The sequence below is a fragment of the Hahnella aquatica (SeqCode) genome (assembly GCF_965194505.1).
GTDB classification, from domain to species: domain Bacteria; phylum Pseudomonadota; class Gammaproteobacteria; order Burkholderiales; family Burkholderiaceae_A; genus Hahnella; species Hahnella aquatica.
Window position 1 is genome coordinate 1067381 of record NZ_OZ239144.1, and the last position, 17226, is coordinate 1084606.

Genomic DNA, 17226 nt, shown 5'->3' on the forward strand with positions numbered 1-17226 from the left:
ATGACGCAATCCGTGGCCATCATCGGGGGGGGCTGGTCGGGCCTCTCGGCCGCGGCCGCACTCTGCCAAGACCGGCCAAGCGGTATGCAGATCAGCCTGCTCGAGGCCGCACCGCAGCTCGGTGGTCGCGCCCGAGGCCTCTCCTGGGATGGCCTTCCCATCGACAACGGCCAACACCTGATGCTGGGGGCCTACGAGTCCACGCGGAGCCTGCTCCACTGGGCCGATGTGCCCACCGGGGATTGGCTCTCCAAGGGGCTCGAATGGGTGCACCAGCCATTGAACCGCCCGGCATTTGGCTTTCAGATTCCAGCCGCGGGCTGGCCCATGCGACTGATTGCAGGCGCCCTCGCACCCACCCCCATGGAATGCCAGAAATGGCCATGGCCGGGACGGCTGGGCCTCATGCGTCTGCTCTGGTCGGCCCATCGCGCGAACTGGCAGGCCAGCGGCGCTGCCCAGGAATGGCTGATCGGCTGCGGGCCACTCTACGGCGTGGACCGGCAGTTCTGTCGCCCATTCATTGAGGGTGCGCTCAACACCGACTGGACCGAGGCGAGCGCTGCCGTGTTCTTGCGAGTGCTCCACGACACCATGGCGGGCGGGGCCCGGGCCACCGACGCCCTGCACCCACCCGACAACCTCTCCGACGCGGCCATCGACCCACTCGCCAAGCAGCTGGTTGCGCACGGCGTCCGCATCCAACTCGGTTGTCGCGCAAGACGCCTGCGCCCAGGGGGCGATGGGCGGTGGCATGTCGAGGCAGATGCCAACGGCCCGCGTGAGGCCTTCGACCATGTGGTGGTCTGCCTGCCCACCCGCGAGACCGATCGGCTCTGGCAGGCCAGTGCACTGCCCGAAACCGATGAGTCCAGACGCTGGTCGCTGGTGGAGACACGCGGCATTGCCACCCTCTGGCTCGCACTGCCCGAGCGCCCTGCGCACGGCTGGCTGCCCAGCCATCGACTGCTCGCCATCGAGACACCACAAGGTGCCACCATCATGGGGCTGGCGCGGCCTGCGGGCGCATGGGGTCAGGTCGTTGGGCTGGTGGCCAGTGCGGTCTCACCGATACAAGGCTGGGATGCGGCAGGCCTGTCGCTCTGGGAGGCCGCCACACGTTGGCTTGCGCCGATGGGCCTGGGCGAACCCAAGCAATGGCGCCATCGCATCACGCACGAACGACATGCCACCTGGGCTTGCACGGCAGGCCTGGTGGACGCAGGCCAGGCCTGGGGCAGCGCAAACCTGTTGGAGGCCGGCCTCTGGCGCGCCGCAGACGACCTCTGCCCCGGCTACCCCGCCACCATTGAATCTGCGGTTCGCGCCGGCCGACAGGCCGCGCGTTCAATCCTCGAAGATCGCCGCCAGCGCGTCTGAGAGGCGCGAGACCGGCCGAACCGTGAGGCCGGGAATCGCCCGCTTGGGGGCGTTGGCCTCGGGCACGATCGCCCGAACAAAGCCCAGGCGTGCTGCCTCGCGCAGTCGCTCCTGGCCGCGCGGCGATGGCCGAACCTCACCGGCAAGACCCACCTCACCAAAGACCACGAGGCCTGAGGCCAGAGGCCGATCGCGCAGGGACGAGGCCACGGCCGCGAGGATGGCCAGGTCTGCGGCCGTCTCTTGTATGCGAACGCCGCCTACCGCATTGAGGTAGACATCGCGATCGAAGCACGGGATGCCCGCATGCCGATGCAAGATGGCGAGCAAGAGCGCCAGGCGTTGAGGATCCAGGCCCACACAGAGTCGACGTGGCTGGCCAGAATGCGCCTCATCGACGAGCGCCTGAACCTCCACCAACAGGGGGCGACTGCCCTCCTGGGTGACGAGCACCGCGGATCCGGACACGCGCTGGGCGGGCTCAGAGGCGCTGCCGAGTTGGGCCTGCGTGAGAAAGAGCGCCGACGGATTGGTCACCGGCTTGAGGCCACGGTCGGTCATCGCAAAGACACCCAACTCATTGACCGTGCCAAACCGATTCTTCACCGCACGCACGACCCGAAAGGCCGCCTGCGGATCGCCTTCGAAGTAGAGCACCGCATCGACCATGTGCTCGAGCACCCGGGGGCCTGCGAGGGCACCCTCCTTCGTGACATGGCCCACCAGGAACAGGCCGCGGCCCGTCTCTTTGGCCCAGCGCGTGAGCTGTGCAGCGCATTCGCGCACCTGAGAGACCGACCCTGGCAGTGCACCGACCTGGTCCGAGAAGACCGTCTGGATGGAGTCGATCACCACCAGCTGCGGCCGGCGCTGCTGCATGCATTCAAGCACCTTTTCCAGGTGCGTCTCTGCAAGGATCTCGATGCGACCCATGACCGCATCGGCAAGCCCCAGGCGGCGGGCTCGCAGGGCCACCTGATCGGTGGACTCCTCGCCCGACACATAGAGGACACTGGCCGCCTGCGCCGAGGACACATGCTCGGCAATCGCCTGCAGCAGGAGGGTCGACTTCCCAATGCCGGGGTCACCGCCAATCAACACCACCCCGCCGGGCACCATGCCCCCGCCCAGCACGCGATCAAATTCATCGAGGCCCATGCTCCAGCGCGGCAGCTCCACCACCGAGACCTCGCTGAGCCGCTGCACTCCCATGGCCGGGGCAAAGCCCACGGTTCGCGATGCGGTCTTTCCGGTGGCCGGTGCTCGACCTACGGACAGCGTATTCCAGGCGCCACAGCCATCGCACTGCCCCTGCCACTTCGCATGGGACTGGCCGCAGGCCTCACACAGAAAGACTGCCTTGTCCTTGCTCACCGTTGCCTGGGCACACGTGGCGTCACCGCCGTGAGCAATTCGTAGGCGGAAGTGCCGCAGGCCTGGGCCACACGGTCGACGGGAAGCCGCGCGCCCCAGAGCTCGACGGGGCTGCCCACATCGAGCTCGGGATGGTCGGTGAGATCGACCGTGATCATGTCCATCGAGACCTGGCCCACCAGCATGCAATGCACACCACCCACCAGCACCGGCGTACCATCGGGGGCCGTGCGGGGATAACCATCGGCATAGCCCGCGGCCACCACGCCAATTCGACTCGGTCGTGCAGCACGCCAGCGCCCGCCATAGCCAACCGCCGCACCAGGCTGCACCTGCTGGACAGCGATGATCTCCGTGCGCAGTTCAGATGCCGCCAAGAGCCCCAGTGCTTCGGCGCTCGCCACACGGTGATCGGCTGGCGGCACAACTTGCCCCGATGCCCAGGGCCCCAAAAACGGGCTCGCCCCATACAGGCTCAGGCCCGGCCGCACCCACTCCGCGTCCTGGCTAATCTCAGACCAGACCGCGGCCGAGTTGCAGGTGGAGATGGCCTCCTCCGGGGCACGGGCCACCTGGGAGAGTGCAAGTTCGAAGGCCTGCAGTTGCGACGCCGTGCCACCTGTCACCTCAGCCTGCGCGTAGTGGGTCATGAAGCCCAAGGCAATGCCCTGCGCCCGATGGTCTGCACAGGCCTGCAGCACAGTGCCCATTTGATCGGGCCGAAAGCCCAGACGATTCATCCCGGTGTTGAACTTGAACCAGTGCCGACCCTTGGCCAACGGTGCACGCAACACCTTGGAGGCTCGCCACCAGTCCAATTGTCGGGGGTGATGAAAAACAAGGTCCACATCCAGCGCGACGGCCTGCGCGAGGTCTGCGGACTCGAAGATACCCTCCAGCATGAGGACGGGCTTTTGCCAGCCGAGCGATCGTGCGGCGCTGGCCTCTTGAAGGTCGAGCACGGCCAGGCCATCGGCCTGCGCGAAGGCAGACACGGCCAGGTCGATGCCGTGGCCATAGGCGTTGGCCTTGGCCACCGCCCAGATGCGTCGGTTGGCCGGCAGGGCTGCGCGCAGGGCCCGAAGGTTGTGCGTCAGCGCGTCCGGCATCAGCACCAAGGAAATGGGACGAGGCATGTCAGGATTGTAGAGGCGGGCGGGCCAATGCCTCGCGCATCTCACGGCGCAGGGCACACAAGGCCGACCAGGCCGCTCGCTTGCCGTGGGCCGAGAGAATCTGGTCTGCATTGGGAAGGCCCGCATGCAGGCGTTGATCGGCATCCAAGGCCACGGCAATCTCAATGCCTTGGGCACCCGACTCACCTGCGGCCCATTCAAGGGGAAGGCCGTGGTCTCCCAGGCCCAGGCTCAACATGTGCTCGACCAGTCGGCGCAGGCCAGGGTTCGGCCAAGGCCCACGGATGTGAATGCGAGCCACCGACCCTTCTTTTATCGCGGGGGCCGCTGCCTCGTGTCCAGCCGCAGCACCCCTGGGCACCCATTGCACATCCAAGCCCAACACCGCAAGGCCTCGGCTGCTGATCATGCAGTGCTCACCTCGACCAGCGCGCGCGCAAAGACGACAGCGTCCTCGCGGCGGCCAGACTCTGCGGGGTAATAGCCCCGCCGGGTGCCAACCTCAGTGAATCCGTTGCGCTGATAGAGCCGCACTGCCGAGCGGTTGCTCGGCCGGACCTCCAGGAGCAGGCGTTCAAACCCCTGCTGTGTCAAGGCGCGCATCAACTGATCCAGCATCCATTGGCCCAGCCCACGACACTGACGGGCCGGCGCAATGGTGAAGTTGAGCAGATGGGCCTCCTGCACAACGGGCATCCAGACGAGATAGCCCACCATGGCCCCCTGCTCCACGAGCTTAAGCCCCTCATAGCCTGCGGCCAGAGAATCTTCAAAGTTGCCGGATGTCCACGGGTGGCTGTAGGCCTGCTTCTCGATGACCATGATCGAGGCGATGTCGTTGCGATGCATGGGGGCCAGCACCAGGCTGGCCGAGACCGCCCGCTCGGCCAAGGTCTGCGCCACACGGTCGCGCACATAGAGCGGCTGGGCGGCCACCGGCATCACCGTGGCAGGGTGGTCTGATGGACCCGCCACCAGCCGTTGCTCAGCGACCTTCATGACCTGAGCAGCCAGGGTCATGCCCTGGGGGTGCGCATCCTGCGCGAGCAGCGTGGCCCCCGAGAGTCCCGCCTCCAAGGCGGGCACCACGCGGGGGTCTCCCACCAGGCTGAGCTGCTGCAAGTGGGCGCGCCAGTGCACCACGCCGCGAAAAGCCTCACCGAGCCGCGCATCGAATCGAATGTCGAAGAGCTGATCGCGCTGCTGGGTCTGACTGCCATTCGATGATGCGAGGGCGGCCATGGCCACGGCCTCGAAGGCACTCACCAGGTGGATCTTCAGGCCACGGGAGAAGCCCAGGCCCTGCGCCAGGCCCACCGCCATGCGCAGGCCCGTGAAGGAGCCAGGGCCATGGCAGACGACCAGGCCACCGAGGTCCGCCCAGCGCAGCCCAGCCTCTTGCAGCACGGCCTCGGCCATGGGCAGCAGCTGTGAGGCCTGGGCCTGGCCCGCGGGGGTCTGCCTTGCATGCCACTGCCCTGGCGATGTGGCCAGCACCACGCTGGCCACCGGGCCCGAGGAGTCGAAGGCCAGCAGGGGCCAGTTCCACGCAGTCATTCGAATGCGATGGTCATTTGGTGGTGAGTATCACCACGGCCTGCGCTGCAATCCCCTCTTGGCGGCCCGCAAAGCCCAGGTGCTCCGTGGTGGTCGCCTTCACATTGACCCAGGGCGCGCCCGTGTCCGCGCGGATGTTGGCCACCATGTTGGGCACATGGGGCGCAAGCTTGGGCGCCTGCGCCACCACGGTGGCATCGACCTGCGCCACCACAAAGCCCTCCTCCCCGATTCGGCGAACCACCTCGCGCAGCAGGACGCGGCTGTCTGCACCGGCGTAGGCGGCATCGGTGTCCGGAAAGTGCCGGCCGATGTCGCCCAGACAGGCCGCACCCAGGGCCGCATCTGCAATGGCGTGCAGCAGCACATCGGCATCCGAATGGCCCAGCAGGCCCTTGTCGTGTGGAATGGTCACGCCACCCAAAATAAGGGGCCGGCCGGCCACGAGGGCATGCACATCAAAGCCTTGGCCCACACGCGGAAGATCGAGTCGGCTGGTCATGGATTGAAAATCCTCTGTGAAGGTCATTTTGCGATTGTGGGGGCTGCCTTGAATCAAGAGCGGAGAGACACCAGCGGCCTCCATGGCGCTGGCCTCATCGGTGGCCTGTGGATGGGCATCGAGCGCCTGCAGAAGCTCACCCACCCGAAACATCTGCGGCGTCTGTGCAAGCCAGAGCCCTTCGCGTGGGATGGTCTGTTCCACCGCCGGCACGGCATTGCCATTGGGTAGCGTCCGCTTGACCGTGTCGGGCACTGGCATGGCCAGCAGCCCACCGCGCCCCTCCGACAACACCGTGTCCACCAGCCGATTCAAATCGTCTTTCGCGAGCCACGGCCGGGCTGCATCATGCACCAGCACCCAGTCCTCCAGCACACCCACCCCCAAGGCCTCGTGCAGCACCTGCAGGCCGGCTCGAACCGACTGCGCCCGTGTCTCACCCCCCACGGCACAGGCCATGCAGGCGGGCAACGCAACATCGAGCGTTGACCAATGCGTGTCGGTCGGTGCAAGCACCACCAGATGGCCGGCGAAGTCGTGGCGCTGCTCAAGCGGCATCAAGGCCTCGATGCTGCGCAGGAGCATGGGCCTGCCCCCAACGGCGCGATACTGCTTGGGCAGGCCGGCCCCCGCACGAAGGCCCTGGCCCGCTGCAGGAAGTATCGTCCAAACCCGCGCGGCGGCCCCCACACAAGACGCAGCACGCTGCCGGACCCATTGGGCCAGGCGGGCATCCGTGGTCGAAACGGGAAGGGGATCGCGCATCCCTCTAAAATTAACAGATGACGACCTCTGCTCAGGCGCAACTGGCGCTTTTATCGCCGCTTGCGCTCTATGGCCAGGCCCAGCCCAAGCCCGGCCAGTCCATCGCCCTGCCCCGCCCCCACGGCTCTGCCGACAGCCTGCTGCTCGCGGGCTGGCTCTCAGAGTTTCCAGCGGCCGATGCGCGGGTGGCCGGTGCCGGTGGGCTGCTGGTGGCACCCGATGCCCAGACGGCCGCGAGGCTTGCGGCCGAGATTCCCTACTTTCACCCCGGGCGACGTGTCTCGCACTTCTCCGACTGGGAGACCCTGGCCTACGAGGCCTTCTCCCCCCACCAAGACCTGCTCTCCAACCGACTGCTCACGCTCTATGAGGCCCTTCAGGGCAGCCTCGATCTCCTTGTGGTCGCCGCACCCACCCTGCTGCAGCGCGTGGCCCCGCCCGCCTTTCTCGCCGCCAACACCTTCTTTATCAAGCCTGGCCAGACCATCAGCCTGGATCGCCTGCGAGAGCAGCTGCGCACAGCTGGTTACAACGCGGTGAGTCAGGTGGTCTCCCCCGGTGAGTACGCCCTGCGTGGTGGCCTCGTGGACCTCTACCCCATGGGCAGCAGCCTGCCCTACCGCATCGAGCTGCTCGATGACCAGGTCGACTCCGTTCGGGTCTTCGACCCCGACAGCCAGCGCACCATCCATCCCGTCCAAGAGATTCGTCTGCTGCCGGGGCGTGAGTACCCAAGGGATGAAGCCTCGGCCATGCGACTGCGCGCCCGATGGCGTGAAACCTTCGAGGGCGACCCCTCCCGCTGCAGCCTGTATCGAGACGCGGCCAACGGGGTCTTCGGTGCCGGCATCGAGTACTACCTTCCCCTGCTCTTTGATGAGCCACTGGTGAGCCTGCTCGATTACCTGCATCCCCAGGCGCAGATTGCCCTATTGGGCGAGGCCGACCCCGCACTCCAGGAGGCCACTCGAGATCTGCACACCCGGTATGAGTTCTTGCGCCATGACATCGAGCGGCCGGTGCTGCCGCCGAGCGCACTCTACATGGCGCCCGATGAACTCTTTGCGCAGATGGGCCGATGGGGCCGCATCAGCCTGCACCGGGATCCCAGCGAATCGCTCACCTTGCCGGCGCCCGACATCCGTGCAGACCGGCGGGCCGATGCGCCGCTCACTCGGCTGACCTCGCTGCTCGAGGCCAGCGCAGAGGCCGGCGAACGGATCGCGCTGGTGGCTGAAACCCCCGGCCGCCTCGAGACACTCGCCCAGTACCTGGAGCGGGAATCGGTGGCCACTCAGACCGTGGCCGACTGGCCCACGCTCTGCGCACGCCAGCCGGAAGATGCTTCTGTGCTCACGGGCGTGAGCCCCATCCAGGTGGGGTTTGTGGCCCCATGGCTCGGGCTCACCGTGCTCACCGAATCCGAGCTCTTCGCGGACATGGAGCGGCGAAAGCGCCATGGCAAGCAAGACAAACAGACCAACGTCGACGCCATCATCCGCGACCTCTCCGAGCTCAAGACCGGCGACCCGGTGGTTCACCTGCAGCACGGCATTGGCCGCTACCAAGGGCTTCAGCACCTGGACCTCGGCGAGGGCGAGACCGAATGCCTTCACCTGGCCTATGCCGGCGGCAGCAGCCTCTTTGTGCCGGTCTCGCAGTTGCATCTCATCGGCCGCTACAGCGGCGCCGACCCAGACCAGGCGCCACTGCACAGCCTGGGCAGCGGCCAATGGGACAAGGCCCGCGCCAAGGCAGCCAAGCATGTGCGCGACACCGCCGCCGAGCTACTGAACCTCTATGCCCGACGGGCTGCCCGCGTGGGCCATTCGTTCCGCTTCGAGCCCTCCGACTACGAGCGCTTTGCAGACGGCTTCGGATTCGAAGAGACCCCTGACCAGCTCGCCGCCATTCATGCCGTGGTGCAGGACATGGTGCGAGACAAGCCCATGGACCGCCTGGTCTGCGGTGACGTGGGCTTTGGCAAGACCGAGGTGGCCCTTCGGGCGGCCTTCATTGCGGTCATGGATGGACGCCAGGTGGCCGTGCTCTGCCCCACCACGCTGCTGGCCGAGCAGCACATGCAGACCTTTCAAGACCGGTTCTCCAGCTGGCCGGTTCGGCTGGCCGAGCTCTCGCGGTTCAGGAGTGCGAAGGAGATTGCGCAGGCCCTGGGCGGCATGGCCTCCGGCCAGGTGGACATTGTGATTGGCACCCACAAGATTCTCTCGGCCCAGACCCAGTTCAATCGCCTGGGCCTGGTGATCATCGATGAAGAGCACCGCTTTGGCGTTCGCCAGAAGGAGGCCTTGAAGAACCTGCGGGCCGAGGTGGACGTGCTCACCCTCACGGCCACGCCCATCCCCCGAACCCTGGCCATGAGCCTGGAGGGCATTCGAGACTTCTCCATCATTGCCACAGCCCCGCAGAAGCGGCTCTCGATCAAGACCTTCGTGCGCCGTGAGTCGCCCTCCACGGTGCGCGAGGCGCTCTTGCGCGAACTCAAACGGGGCGGCCAGGCCTATGTCTTGCACAATGAGGTCAACACCATGCAGCACCGGCTCGAGGCCCTGCAGGACCTGGTGCCGGAGGCCCGCTTCGGCGTGGCCCATGGGCAGATGGATGAGCGCGACCTCGAGCGCGTGATGCGCGATTTCCACCAGCAACGGATCAATGTCCTGCTGTGCACGACCATCATCGAGACGGGCATCAATGTGCCCACGGCCAACACCATGGTCATCTACCGTGCAGACCGCTTTGGTCTTGCGCAGCTGCATCAGCTTCGGGGCCGGGTGGGCCGCTCCCACCACCAGGCCTATGCCTACCTGATGGTGCCCGATGAACAGACCGTGACAAAGGATGCGGCCAAGCGCCTGGATGCCATTCAGTCCATGGAAGAACTCGGCAGCGGCTTCTTCCTCGCCATGCACGACATGGAGATCCGAGGCGCCGGCGAGGTCTTGGGGGACAACCAGTCGGGCGACATGACCGAGGTCGGCTTTCAGCTCTACAACGACATGCTCACCGAGGCGGTCTCGGCCTTGAAGGCGGGCCGAGAGCCCGACATGGATGCACCACTGAAGGCCACCATCGAGATCAATCTGCACCTGCCCGCACTCCTGCCTGCAGACTACTGTGGCGACATCCATGAACGGCTGAGCCTCTACAAGCGCCTGGCGAGCGCCGCCACCAATGACGAACTCGACGACCTTCAGGAGGAGCTCATCGACCGCTTTGGGCGCCTCCCAGACGCCACACGTGCGCTGATGGAAACCCATCGGCTACGGCTGCGGGCGCAGACCCTGGGCATCCGCAAGCTCGATGCAAGCCATGAGCACATCAGCCTGCAGTTTCGGCCCGAGGCCTCGGTGGACCCAGCCCGCGTGATCACCATTCTCCAGCGCGATCCGCGCTTCAAACTCGCGGGCCCCGACCGCATCCGCATGAGCGCGGCGTCCGACGACCTCACCCACCGCATGGTGCACATCCGTGAGGCCCTGACCCTGCTCTGTCCCGTCGAGACCAAACGATGATCCCCCGCCACTTCACCATCACCCCGGGCCTCACCGACAACGGCTGCTCTGGTCAACTGCCGACGGGTCTTATCGAGCAGGTGTCGCAGGTGCTCCGCGCCAAGGCCGTCGGCCTGCGGGGAGGCGCCTGCCGATTCGAGTCCACCGTGTTGGCCACGGAGGAGGCCACGCAGGCTGCTGCATCATTGGCGGGGCGCCAGCAGGTCGACTGGGCCTGGATTCCTGAGGGCCAGACCTTGTCAGACTTTCGGGTGCTGGCCATGGACATGGACTCGACCATGATCAACATCGAGTGCATCGATGAGCTTGCAGACTACTGTGGCCAGAAGGCTGCAGTGGCAGCCATCACCGAGGCGGCCATGCGCGGAGAGATTGCGGACTATGCAGAAAGCCTTCGGCAGCGGGTGGCCCTTCTGGGAGGGCTGTCTGTCGATGCCGTGAACAGCGTCATTCAGGATCGACTGCGCTTCAACCCCGGGGCAGTAAGACTCGTGGCCGAGGCCAAGGCAGCGGGCCTCACCACCCTGCTCGTCTCGGGTGGCTTCACCCACTTCACAGACTTCGTGGCCGAGCAACTCGGCATCGACCTCGTGCGCTCCAATGTGTTGGAGGCGAAGGATGGGCGCCTGACGGGGCGACTCACAGGCCCACTCATCGACGGCCAGGCCAAACAGGCCAGCGTGCTGGAACTCTGCAAGCGACTGGGCTGCCCCAGCAGCCAAGTGATTGCCATGGGCGATGGCTCCAATGACCTGCCCATGATGTCGGTGGCGGGCCTGAGCGTGGCCTACCATGCCAAGCCTGCAGTGCGTCAACAGGCCATGCGGGCCATCTCCCATGGCGGGCTAGACAGCCTGCTGCTGGGCTGGAATGAACCGCTCCGCCCCGCTGTAAATTAGAAAGTGTTCGCCTGAACACCGGCCAAACAGACTGAGATTCACGCGGCGGGCCATGTCCAGGCCCATCTGGGTGACACCCGAGCGCGACAGCAGAAACGGAATGCCCATCTGGGCGCCCTTGATGACCATCTCCGAGGTGAGGCGCCCGGTGGTGTAGAAGATGAGTTCATCGCCCTCGAGGCCTTCGAGCCACATGCGGCCGGCAATGGCATCGACTGCATTGTGCCGACCGACATCCTCGATGAACATAAGCATCTCGGGGCCACGAAAAAGTGCACAGCCATGCACGGAGCCCGCCTGCTTGTAGACGGATCGGTGCTGTCGAACACGGTCGACCACCGCCACCAGGGTGCGCTGATCAAGCCGAGCCTGCGGGTTCAGGGTGACACGGTCGAGGTCGGTGAGAATGTCACCGAAAATTGTGCCCTGGCCACAGCCCGTGGTGACCGTGCGCTTCTCTTGGCGCTCCTTGAGTGCCTTGATGCCGCTGCGCGTGACCACGGATGCAGCACCCACCTCCCAGTCGACCTGGATGGACACAATCTCATCGAGAGCCTGCACAAAGCGCTGGTTCTTCAGGTAGCCCAGCACGAGCGCCTCGGGCGCACCGCCCAGCGTCATGAGGGTGACCAACTCCTGCTTGTCTACATACACCGTCAGGGGCCGTTCGCCTGGGATGAAAATTTCTTTCTCGCGACCCTGCTCATCAATCACCGTGACTGGGGAGACCAGTGGCACAGCTGCATCGGTGAGCGCGGGCAAGGCAGATGGGGTCGACATGGAATGAACTGTAGAGCCTCAAATGAAAAATGGCGGGTGCATCACCCGCCATTTTGAAGGACAAACCGCCCTGATGCCGGCGACCTTTAAGCAGGCGGCTTGAACGGGCCCGGATCGGCACAAGCAGCGGCAGCCTCCGTGCCAGGCTTCTTGTACTTGGCAGCCACCTTGTTCTGCACGAGGCAATTCTTATACGCACCCACCTTCGTGCCATGGTCCGCCTGCGCCTTCTTCAACGCAGCGGCTTTTGCAGCCTCTTCAGATGGGGGCGGAAGCGCGGCAAATCCAGAACCCGCCAACGCCATCAGACTCATCCCGACAAGCCATTTTTTCATCGTTGTCTCCTTGCAGACGATTGTTGTTTGTGGGCTAGGTCGAGAGACGACCGCGATGATCACCACCCTGCTTGACATCGTTGTACCAGAGGTCGTGGTGCTCCTTGCCCCAGTTCTCGTCGACATAGCCCGTCTTCATGCCCTGCAGCGCTCCCTCCATGCCAATGGAGCCGATGTAAATGTGACCGACCGACATGGCCATGAAGAGAATAGACGACACCCCGTGGACGATATTGGCCAATTGCATGTCTGCACGCGAGAAGTAGTCGACGCCCGGGATGATCGAGTTCAGCACCCAGCCTGAGGCGGAGACCACGAGGCCCAATACCGTCACGCCAAACCAGAACCAGAGCTTCTCACCGCCGTTGAAACGATGACTCGACCCCTTGCCGCCGCTCACAAGCCACTTGAAGTCTTGCGCCGTGGGGATGTTGTCCTTCACGTAGAGGACGAAGAAGACCACCACACTGATCGTGAAGATGGGCCCCACGATGTTGTGCACGTTCTTCAGGAGCCAGGCGAGAGGTCCGTAGGCGTCTCCTCCCAAGATGGGCAACAAGAAGTACTTGCCCCAGAGCAGAATGATGCCAGTGACCGCGAGAATGACGAAGGTGATCGCCATGGCCCAGTGCGCGTAACGCTCCATCGCCGTAAACCGAAGGATCATCCTTCCCGATGCACCGTCGTGCAGGCGGATCGTGCCCTTCAAGACGTACATCAGCCCAACAGCCGCAATCGCGATGGCGAGAATCCATCCCCCGAAGACGGTGATGATGCCATTGCGAAAGAGACGCCAGTCATTGCCGCCAGACTGAATCAGAACACCAGCCTCGGGCGTCTTGATCGAGCTGTAATGCTCGACATCACGGTTGACCTCTCGCCAGACCGGACTGTTGTTGGCCGGCTGGGCTGAGTCTGCCTGAATCTGCTCTGCAGCCGCTGGCTTGAGCTCTAGGACATTTTGAGACTGAATGCCCGGAAGACTGCCGGGCTGCGGTGCGGGTGCCTGCTGCGCCAATGCCGTGGCCGACAGGCCAAGCAATAGCGCACACAGGCCCTGGCGTAGGCGACTGGGCATCAGGTTCATAGCGGCTGTGACCTTACATAGTCGTTTTGGCTTTGGGCGCGCTCCTTGATGGCCTTCTGCCAGCTTGCAGCATCACCCGACGAAAAGTTCTTCTCGGAGTAGCTGTTGTCAGCCTCGACGTACGGCTTCTGATCGGGCTTCGGACCAGAGGACGTCATCGCGTCCTGGGCCTGTCCGCAGGCCGACAACAACGACACCGCACCGACCATGATCCACAAACGACCCTGTCTCATGATCAGCTCCGCTTCTCGGGCTGCGCGGCCGGCTTCTTGCCGTAGGCCGTGCCCCACCCGAAGAGCTCTGCACCAGCCGCCTTGCCATTGGTCTGACGAACCGTGACCCGACTGCGGAAGATGTCGGCGATGGTGTCGCCATCGCCAGCAAGCAGCGCCTTGGTGGAACACATTTCTGCGCAGGCGGGCAGCTTGCCCTCGGCCAGGCGGTTACGACCGTACTTGTCGTACTCGGCCTTGGTGCCGTTCTTCTCTGGGCCACCGGCACAGAAGGTGCACTTATCCATCTTTCCACGCATGGCAAAGGCCGCATCGGACGGAAACTGCGGTGCACCGAAGGGGCAGGCGTAAGAGCAGTAACCGCAGCCTATGCAGACGTCCTTGTCGTGGAGGACCACGCCTTCGTTTGTCTTGTAGAAGCAGTTGACGGGGCAGACCGCCATGCAAGGCGCATCCGCGCAGTGCATACAGGCCACCGAGATCGACTTCTCCGCACCGGCCACGCCATCGTTGATGGTGACGACACGTCGGCGGTTCACGCCCCAGGGCACGTCATGCTCGGCCTTACAGGCGGTGACACAGCCGTTGCACTCGATGCAGCGCTCCGTGTCGCAGATGAATTTCATTTGTGCCATTTTGATCGCTCCCCTTAGGCCTTGACGACCTGACAGATCGTGGTTTTGGTTTCTTGCATCATGGTGACCGCGTCGTAGCCGTAGGTGGTGGCCGTGTTGACAGCCTCACCGCGCACGATCGGGGCTGCACCCTCGGGATACGCCTTGAGCATGTCTTTGCCCTGCCACCAGCCAGAGAAGTGGAACGGGATGAAGACCGTGTCTGGCCCTACGCGATCCGTGACCATGGCCTTGACCTTGATCTGCGCCCCGGTAGGAGACTTCACCCAGACGTACTCACCGTTGCGGATGCCTCGCGCCGATGCCGCACGCGGGTTGATCTCCACAAAGTTGTCCTGCTGAAGCTCGGCAAGCCAGCGGTTTGAGCGGGTCTCCTCACCGCCGCCCTCGTACTCCACCAGACGACCAGAGGTCATCACCAGCGGGAAGCGCTCGTGGGCCTTGTCGGCAACAGCCTTGTCCTGAACCGACTTGTAGAGGGTTGGCAGACGCCAGTGGGTCTTGAGGTCGTCGTAGGTGGGGTACTTGGCCACGAGATCCGCACGGTTGGAGTACAACGGCTCCCGATGCTTTGGCACGGGATCCGGGAAGTTCCAGACCACCGCGCGGGCCTTCGCATTGCCGAATGGGTGGCAGCCATGCTTCATGGCAACCCGCTGAATCCCTCCCGACAGGTCGGTCACCCAGTTCTTGCCTTCTGCCAGCTCTTTTTCTTCGGCCGTGAGTTCATCCCACCAGCCGAGTTTCTTGAGCAGCACATGGTCAAACGCGGGATATCCCTCTTTGATGTCGGCACCACGGCTGTGCGAGCCGGCTTCCGCCAGCAGGTTCTCGCCATCCTTCTCCACACCAAAGTTCGCACGGAAGTTGCCACCACCGTCCATGACATGGCGAGACGTCATGTAGAGATTCGGCGAACCCGGGTGCTTGATCTTCGCATTGCCATAACACGGCCATGGCAGACCGAAGTAATCACCAGCGAGGTCGTAGCCGGTTTCCTTATCTTTTCCGGCTTTCGCACGAAGGGTCTTCACGTCGAAGAGGTGCATGTTGCGCATGTGCGCCTTCAGACGCTCAGGCGTCTGGCCCGTGTAGCCGATCGTCCACACAGCACGGTTGATCTCGCGCAGGATGGATTCCACCTCGGGCTCGGCCCAGGTCTTGCCCGCAAACTTCGACTGCAGCATCTTGAAGTTTTTCGAGAGTTCCTTGCCAAAGCCGAGGCGATCAGCCAAAGCCTGCATGATCACGTGGTCGGGCATCGATTCGAAGAGGGGGTCGATGACCTTCTCGCGCCACTGGATCGAGCGGTTCGACGCCGTGATGGAGCCAGCGCACTCGAACTGGGTTGTCGACGGGAGCAGGTAGACCTCGCGGTTCGGGTTGACCTTCGCGCCTTCAACGGGGTGCGCTGCCATGGCGGCCGTGGCCGTGGGGTAGGGGTCGACCACCACGAGGAGATCGAGGGCGTCCATGGCCTTCTTCATGTCCAGACCGCGGGTCTGGGAGTTTGGCGCATGGCCCCACATGAACAGTCCTTTAACAGAGGTGGGCTGGTCCATGTTCTCGGGCTTCTCAAGCACTGCATCGACCCAACGGGAGACCGTGGTGCCGCTCTTGGACATCATGCCCGGCGCAAATCGTTTTTGAATGTCCTCGAAGGGCACATCCCAGACCGCTGCGTAATGCTTCCAGGAGCCTTCCGCCAGGCCGTAATAGCCTGGCAGGGAATCTGGGTTCGGGCCGACGTCGGTGGCACCCTGCACGTTGCAGTGGCCGCGGAAGATGTTGGCACCACCACCGGACACACCGATGTTGCCCAGCGCGAGCTGCAGGATGCAGGAGGCACGCACCATGGCGTGGCCAATCGTATGCTGGGTCTGGCCCATGCACCAGACGATGGTGCTGGGGCGGTTCATGGCCATGGTCTTGGCGGCCTGGAACACTTCGGCCTCGGACACGCCGGATACCTCGGTCACACGTGCTGGGGTCCACTGCTCCATGACTTCCTTGCGAACGGCATCCATGCCGTAGACACGGTCGTTGATGTACTTCTTGTCCTCCCAGCCATTCTTGAAGATGTGATGCAAGACGCCGAACAGGAAGGCCACATCAGCGCCCGACCGCATACGGATGTACTGGTCTGCCTTGGCCGCGGTGCGGGTGAAGCGCGGGTCAACAACGATGACCTTGCAGCCGTTTTGCTCTTTGGCGGCAAGCAGGTGGAGCATGGAAACCGGATGCGCCTCTGCGGCATTCGAACCGATGTACAACGCTGCCTTCGAATTGCGCATGTCGTTGTAGCTGTTGGTCATGGCGCCGTAGCCCCATGTGTTGGCCACACCGGCCACCGTGGTGGAGTGGCAAATGCGGGCCTGGTGGTCGGTGTTGTTCGTGCCCAAGAAGGCCATGAACTTGCGCAGCAAGTAGGCCTGTTCGTTGTTGTACTTGGAGGAGCCGACCACGAACAAGGAATCGGGGCCACTGGCCTTCATGATGGCCTTCATCTTCTTGGTGACGCCCTCGAGGGCTTCATCCCAGCTGATGCGCTTGTACTGGCCATCGACCAGTTTCATGGGGTAACGCAGGCGGTGACCGCCCTCGCCGTGCTCCTTGATGGCCGCACCCTTCGCACAGTGGGCACCCAGGTTGATGGGGGAATCAAACACGGGCTCATGGCGAGTCCAGACACCATTCTCGACCACCGCATCGATCGCGCAGCCCACGGAGCAGTGTGAGCAGATCGTGCGCTTGACCTCGATCTTGCCCTTGCCGTCTTGGCTGCGAACCGCTTCTGGCGAGGCCTCTGCCTTGCGAACAAAGCTGAGTTGACCAGCAGCGATGCCCACACCAACGCCCACACCCGAGCGCTTCAGGAAGGCCCGACGGTCGAGGGTTGGCATGCGGTGATCGAGCGCACGCGAGAGGCTCGAAACAAAGCCACTGGCCCTGGAACCCGGGGGCAGTGCAGTCTTTTTGCGAAGTATGGTCATGGTGGTCTCCCTCAGAT

General features: G+C 64.3%; 14 protein-coding genes. 3 read left to right on the forward strand and 11 right to left on the reverse strand.

Annotation, left to right across the window (positions count from 1 at the left end; genetic code table 11):
- Positions 1-1380: a hydroxysqualene dehydroxylase gene (locus AC8GDA_RS05515; RefSeq protein ID WP_506555539.1), complete on the forward strand. Its 1380-nt coding sequence runs from the start codon at positions 1-3 to the stop codon at positions 1378-1380.
- On the opposite strand, the gene radA is transcribed toward AC8GDA_RS05515, so the two are convergent.
- Genes radA through ispF form a run of 5 tightly spaced genes read right to left on the reverse strand, consistent with a single transcriptional unit; the run spans position 1348 to position 6714 of the window.
- A complete protein-coding gene (gene radA, locus AC8GDA_RS05520) occupies positions 1348-2754 on the reverse strand; it encodes a DNA repair protein RadA (RefSeq protein WP_506555540.1) in 1407 nt (468 codons plus the stop codon). The two genes, AC8GDA_RS05515 and radA, sit on opposite strands and share 33 nt — an antisense overlap.
- The gene (gene alr, locus AC8GDA_RS05525; protein ID WP_506555541.1) at positions 2751-3890 is read right to left on the reverse strand and encodes an alanine racemase; all 1140 of its coding nucleotides are present in this window, start codon (positions 3888-3890) and stop codon (positions 2751-2753) included. The genes radA and alr overlap by 4 nt, the downstream gene beginning before the upstream one ends.
- A gap of 1 nt (position 3891) precedes the next feature.
- Positions 3892-4299 (reverse strand): hypothetical protein, encoded by a 408-nt coding sequence (locus AC8GDA_RS05530; protein ID WP_506555542.1) that lies wholly within the window; start codon positions 4297-4299, stop codon positions 3892-3894.
- On the reverse strand, positions 4296-5447 hold the full coding sequence (tsaB, locus tag AC8GDA_RS05535) for a tRNA (adenosine(37)-N6)-threonylcarbamoyltransferase complex dimerization subunit type 1 TsaB (RefSeq protein ID WP_506555543.1): 1152 nt from the start codon (positions 5445-5447) through the stop codon (positions 4296-4298). Before tsaB ends, AC8GDA_RS05530 begins: the two co-directional genes overlap by 4 nt.
- 13 nt (positions 5448-5460) lie before the next feature.
- Positions 5461-6714 carry a 2-C-methyl-D-erythritol 2,4-cyclodiphosphate synthase gene (ispF, locus tag AC8GDA_RS05540; RefSeq protein WP_506555544.1) on the reverse strand — a complete coding sequence of 418 codons (1254 nt, stop codon included), beginning with the start codon at positions 6712-6714 and terminating at the stop codon, positions 5461-5463.
- A 17-nt stretch (positions 6715-6731) separates the two neighbouring features.
- Here ispF and mfd point away from each other — a divergent pair, with 17 nt between their 5' ends.
- Positions 6732-10247: a transcription-repair coupling factor gene (gene mfd / locus AC8GDA_RS05545; RefSeq protein WP_506555545.1), complete on the forward strand. Its 3516-nt coding sequence runs from the start codon at positions 6732-6734 to the stop codon at positions 10245-10247.
- Positions 10244-11146 (forward strand): phosphoserine phosphatase SerB, encoded by a 903-nt coding sequence (gene serB / locus AC8GDA_RS05550; RefSeq protein WP_506555546.1) that lies wholly within the window; start codon positions 10244-10246, stop codon positions 11144-11146. The genes mfd and serB overlap by 4 nt, the downstream gene beginning before the upstream one ends.
- Here the strand turns inward: serB and AC8GDA_RS05555 are convergent.
- The 6 genes from AC8GDA_RS05555 to AC8GDA_RS05580 all read right to left on the reverse strand — a co-directional run bounded on the left by AC8GDA_RS05555 (position 11093) and on the right by AC8GDA_RS05580 (position 17209).
- Entirely contained in the window at positions 11093-11926 is an 834-nt protein-coding gene (locus AC8GDA_RS05555; protein WP_506555547.1) for a formate dehydrogenase accessory sulfurtransferase FdhD, read from the reverse strand. The two genes, serB and AC8GDA_RS05555, sit on opposite strands and share 54 nt — an antisense overlap.
- An 86-nt stretch (positions 11927-12012) precedes the next feature.
- The gene (locus AC8GDA_RS05560; RefSeq protein ID WP_506555548.1) at positions 12013-12261 is read right to left on the reverse strand and encodes a hypothetical protein; all 249 of its coding nucleotides are present in this window, start codon (positions 12259-12261) and stop codon (positions 12013-12015) included.
- 34 nt (positions 12262-12295) lie between these two features.
- Positions 12296-13339, reverse strand: a complete 1044-nt coding sequence (locus tag AC8GDA_RS05565) for a formate dehydrogenase subunit gamma (protein WP_506555549.1) — start codon at positions 13337-13339, stop codon at positions 12296-12298.
- A gap of 5 nt (positions 13340-13344) precedes the next feature.
- Positions 13345-13581, reverse strand: a complete 237-nt coding sequence (locus tag AC8GDA_RS05570; RefSeq protein WP_506555550.1) for a hypothetical protein — start codon at positions 13579-13581, stop codon at positions 13345-13347.
- Between the two features lie 2 nt (positions 13582-13583).
- Positions 13584-14216 carry a formate dehydrogenase FDH3 subunit beta gene (fdh3B, locus tag AC8GDA_RS05575; RefSeq protein WP_506555551.1) on the reverse strand — a complete coding sequence of 211 codons (633 nt, stop codon included), beginning with the start codon at positions 14214-14216 and terminating at the stop codon, positions 13584-13586.
- Between the two features lie 14 nt (positions 14217-14230).
- Complete coding sequence (locus tag AC8GDA_RS05580; RefSeq protein ID WP_506555552.1) at positions 14231-17209, reverse strand: formate dehydrogenase subunit alpha; 2979 nt, start codon at positions 17207-17209, stop codon at positions 14231-14233.
- Positions 17210-17226: the final 17 nt, after the last annotated feature.